General features: G+C 62.8%; 6 protein-coding genes and 2 tRNA genes. 4 read left to right on the top strand and 4 right to left on the bottom strand.

Annotated elements, in window-relative coordinates:
- Window positions 1–676 (top strand): NAD-binding protein (locus EN893_RS22855; protein WP_128361793.1); only part of this gene is annotated, 676 nt, incomplete at its 5' end.
- Window positions 677–726: 50 nt separating this feature from the next.
- On the opposite strand, the gene rlmB is transcribed toward EN893_RS22855, so the two are convergent.
- Window positions 727–1578 (bottom strand): 23S rRNA (guanosine(2251)-2'-O)-methyltransferase RlmB, encoded by an 852-nt coding sequence (rlmB, locus tag EN893_RS22860; protein ID WP_127273424.1) that lies wholly within the window; start codon window positions 1576–1578, stop codon window positions 727–729.
- Window positions 1579–1776: 198 nt separating this feature from the next.
- On the opposite strand from rlmB, the gene EN893_RS22865 reads away from it, so the two are divergent.
- Together EN893_RS22865 and EN893_RS22870 are read left to right on the top strand one after the other, a co-directional pair.
- Window positions 1777–1861: transfer RNA gene (locus EN893_RS22865), tRNA-Tyr, on the top strand.
- Window positions 1862–1950: 89 nt separating this feature from the next.
- Window positions 1951–2024 (top strand) — tRNA-Gly (locus EN893_RS22870).
- A gap of 74 nt (window positions 2025–2098) precedes the next feature.
- Here EN893_RS22870 and EN893_RS22875 read toward each other — a convergent pair.
- Window positions 2099–2569 (bottom strand): YidB family protein, encoded by a 471-nt coding sequence (locus EN893_RS22875; protein WP_127268141.1) that lies wholly within the window; start codon window positions 2567–2569, stop codon window positions 2099–2101.
- Between the two features lie 132 nt (window positions 2570–2701).
- Here EN893_RS22875 and EN893_RS22880 point away from each other — a divergent pair, with 132 nt between their 5' ends.
- Window positions 2702–2959 carry a GlsB/YeaQ/YmgE family stress response membrane protein gene (locus EN893_RS22880; RefSeq protein WP_013531402.1) on the top strand — a complete coding sequence of 86 codons (258 nt, stop codon included), beginning with the start codon at window positions 2702–2704 and terminating at the stop codon, window positions 2957–2959.
- Window positions 2960–3034: 75 nt separating this feature from the next.
- Here EN893_RS22880 and EN893_RS38210 read toward each other — a convergent pair whose 3' ends face one another.
- Both EN893_RS38210 and EN893_RS22885 read right to left on the bottom strand, forming a co-directional pair.
- Window positions 3035–3172 carry a hypothetical protein gene (locus EN893_RS38210; RefSeq protein ID WP_164749104.1) on the bottom strand — a complete coding sequence of 46 codons (138 nt, stop codon included), beginning with the start codon at window positions 3170–3172 and terminating at the stop codon, window positions 3035–3037.
- A gap of 114 nt (window positions 3173–3286) precedes the next feature.
- On the bottom strand, window positions 3287–3882 hold a 596-nt coding region (locus EN893_RS22885; protein WP_164901032.1), incomplete at its 5' end, for a DMT family transporter.

The following is a 3882-nucleotide window of genomic DNA, read 5'->3' on the forward strand; positions in this document are numbered from 1 at the left end:
GGCCAAGGGCAAGCTGGTCATCGACATGAGCTCGATCTCGCCGATCGAGACCAAGGTGTTCGCGAAGAAGATCAACGATCTCGGCTGCGACTATCTCGACGCACCGGTCTCGGGCGGCGAGGTCGGCGCCAAGGCGGCGTCGCTGACCATCATGGTCGGCGGCGAGGAAAACCCGTTCGAGCGCGCCAGGCCCGTGTTCGAGAAGATGGGCAAGAACATTACCCTGGTCGGGCCGAACGGGGTTGGCCAGACCACCAAGGTGGCCAACCAGATCGTCGTCGCGCTGACCATTGAAGCTGTCGCCGAAGCGCTTGTTTTTGCTTCGAAAGCCGGCGCCGATCCGGCCAAGGTCAGGCAGGCGCTGATGGGCGGGCTGGCGGCTTCGCGCATTTTGGAAGTGCATGGCGAGCGCATGGTCAAGCGCACCTTCGCGCCGGGTTTTCGGATCGAACTGCACCAGAAGGATCTGAACCTCGCGCTGGAGGGCGCGAAGGCGCTCGGCGTTTCCTTGCCCAACACCTCGACGACTCAGCAGCTGTTCAATTCCTGCGCGGCCAATGGCGGCGCCAAGGAAGATCATTCGGCGCTGGTCAGGGCGCTGGAGCGGATGGCGGGGCATGAGGTGGGGAAGGAGCGAATAGCGAATAGCGAATGGGGAATAGGGATTAGGGATTAGGGATTGCAGCCACGAATAGCCGGGATTCGACTTTCGCTATTCGCTATTCGCTATTCGCTACTCGCTAAAAACTTCCTCGCCACGTAAAGGCTGATCGCCGCGGCATTCGACACGTTGAGCGAATGGATGGCGCCGGGCATGTCGAGCCGCGCCAGCGTCGTCACCGTCTCGCGGGTCTTCTGGCGCAGGCCCTTGCCTTCGGCGCCCAGCACCAGGGCGATCTTTTCTCCGGCAAAGCTCTTTTCGAGTTCGGCCGGCGCGTCCGAATCAAGCCCGATGGTGCGAAAGCCCGCCTCGTGCAGCTGGCCGAGCGCGTCGGCGAGGTTCTTCACCTCGATCTGGTCGATGTGCTCCAGCGCGCCGGAGGCGGATTTCGCCAGCACGCCCGATTCCTGCGGGCTGTGGCGGGCTGTGGTGATCAGCGCGCCGGCGCCGAAGGCGACCGCGGAGCGCAGGATGGCGCCGACATTGTGCGGGTCGGTGATCTGGTCGAGCACCAGCACCAGCTTCGCGTCACCAAGCGCATCGAGCCGCTTGGCTTTCAGCGGCTCGGCCTCGATCAGCACACCCTGATGCACGGCGTCCGACCCGGTGATCTTGTCGATGTCCCTGGGTTCGACCAGTTCGATCTTGAAGGGCAGGGCGGCGAGATCGGCTATTTCGAGGCGCTCGGCCGCATTGCGCGTCACCAGCATCTTCCTGATCTTGCGGCGCGGATTGTCGAGTGCGGCGCGCACCGTGTGCAGGCCGTAGAGCCTCACCAGCCCGTCCGCGGCATTTTCGCCCGGCGGAACCGGCTGTCGGGGCCGGAACGCCGGCGCGCCGCCGCTTTTCTCGTCGCGATAGGCGCGGCGCAGCTTGGCGTAATGGGTGTCTTTGGGAGTGTTGGTTTTATCGCTCATGGCTGGCTTCTATAGCGGTGTCCTCCGGCCAAGGATATGGCCCGCCGTCACAGCCGGCGAACAGAAACGAAAAACCATGGTTGCGCGGTTGACACCCAATGGGCTTGCCGCCATAAGGCGCTGCGCTGGTTTCGGAGAACACATAACTCGGGTCCGGATCGGCGTGAATGCCTCGTTGCATGGCTCCGGCGGCAGACTGGAGAGGTGCCCGAGTGGTTAAAGGGGACGGACTGTAAATCCGTTAGCTTAGCTTACGTTGGTTCGAATCCAACCCTCTCCACCACTGCCGGCCCGGAAGCCCTGAAACGCGACAAGAATCGGACCGAAAAGTGCATGGCGCTTTTCGGATGAATCCGGTACTTCAGGTAAGGCGCGGGTATAGCTCAGTGGTAGAGCAGCAGCCTTCCAAGCTGAATATGCGGGTTCGATTCCCGCTACCCGCTCCAGACACTCATCCCATCACCGGCAAACCGAAACACTGCGCACGAGGCGCAGCGCTCCAATTGTCGTGGCTGCCGCGTCAGCTGTTGAACGCGGTGGCGACCTGGTGCTGCTGCGGCACCTGGCCGTTCGGCGTCAGTCTGTCGACGATGCCGGGCAGGGCGGTGGACAGTTGCTTGAGCAGTTCCTGCTCGTCCAGCCCGGTCCGTTGCGCGATCTCGCGAATGATCTGCGGTCCGATCGCGGCGCCAAGATCGTTGGCGTTGATCGGCTGGTTCTGCCCGGTGCCGACCCAGGAGTCGGCGGCATTGCCGTGGCCGGCATTTCTGAGCTTGTCGAGCAGGCCGCCCAAGCCGCCAGCCAGGCCACCATCGGCGGATGTGGTTTCCGTAGGGACGGGAACGGGGGCGGTCGGAGCGGGCGCGGGAGACTGTTCTGGCGCTTCGGCACTTCTGCCGCTCAGCATCTTGCCGACCAGCAATGCGCCGAGCGCGATCATCAGGGGTTTGGTGATGTTGCCGCCGGGAACGGCATTGTCAAAAAGTCCCATAGTGGATCCTCCATAGCGACCAAGGCCCGACCCCTCCTCAACAATGAAGCATTCGGGCGGAATTTCAAGCTGGCTTGAGGTTTTGACAATCCTATGAAAATGTTCGGCTGGCGAGGGGATGGAGAGGAAAAAATGGGTATCATCAGCTGGATCATTCTCGGCGTGGTCGCCGGCTTCATAGGCAGCAAGATCGTCAACAAGACCGGCCAGGGTGTCATCATGGACATCGTGCTTGGCATCGTCGGCGCCATTGTCGGCGGTCTGATCTTCAGTGCCTTCGGCGCGTCAGGCGTCACCGGCCTCAACATCTACAGCCTGATCGTTGCCGTCATCGGCGCGGTGGTCGTTCTGTGGGCCTACCATCAGTTCAGCGCAAGGCGGACGCTTTAGGCGCCTGCCGATCGTCTGAGGTTTCGAGTTTCTGAAGGCAAGACCGGCTTCAGGCCGGTACGTGCAGCGGCTCGTCTATGGCATCAGCACTGCATCGGCGGCGACGAAAAAGATCAGCGTTCCGGCGATGAACACCGCCCAGCCGACAAGCGACTTGCGGATAGCGGCTTTGTGCTCGGCGTCGGAGTTGTTGTTTTGGTCAAAATCGGTCACGGGGAACTCCGCTGGCTGATTGATCATGTCGTCGTCGATCGAACGTTGCTTCGCCGATTAGACGATCTTTTTCGGCCCGGCAACGCCTCGTGAGCACCTGCCTGGGTGCCAAGGTTACGCCACGACGGCCAGCCGGCGGCGACGCTGATCCAGCGACACGATGGTCAGCCCGCTGCCGATGACCAGCAGGATGCCGCAGATCGCCAGCGCGTTGGGGAATTGCCCGAACACCAGCAGGCCCGAAATGACCGCCCAGACGGTGAAGCAATAGTAGAACGGCGCCACGGCGCTGGTCGGTCCGATGCGATAGGCCATGAAGATGAAGAAATGGCCGAAGATCAGGAAAAATCCGGCGCCGGCCATCAGCAGCAGGTGATGTGCCCCGGGCATGACCCAACGCTCGGAAACCAGATGCGCGGCGCCGGCGCCGATCAGCACCACCACGACGGCGGAGATCGCCACGATCATCCCCGGCACCTCGGCCGCGACCCGCCGGCCGGCAAGGTCGCGCGCCGCCGCAAATGTGGCATTGCCGAGCGCCAGCAAGGCGTAGACCGAAATGCCTTGCATGGTCGGCTGCGCCACCATCAGCGCTCCAACGAAGCCGAGCCCGATCAGCGCCATGCGCCGGCCGCCGATCCGCTCGCCAAACAGGATCGAGGAGCCGACCAGCATCAAGAGCGGCGTGATCTGTCCGAGCGCGGTAGAAT

Source organism: Mesorhizobium sp. M7A.F.Ca.CA.004.04.2.1 (assembly GCF_004022825.1).
Lineage (GTDB): Bacteria > Pseudomonadota > Alphaproteobacteria > Rhizobiales > Rhizobiaceae > Mesorhizobium.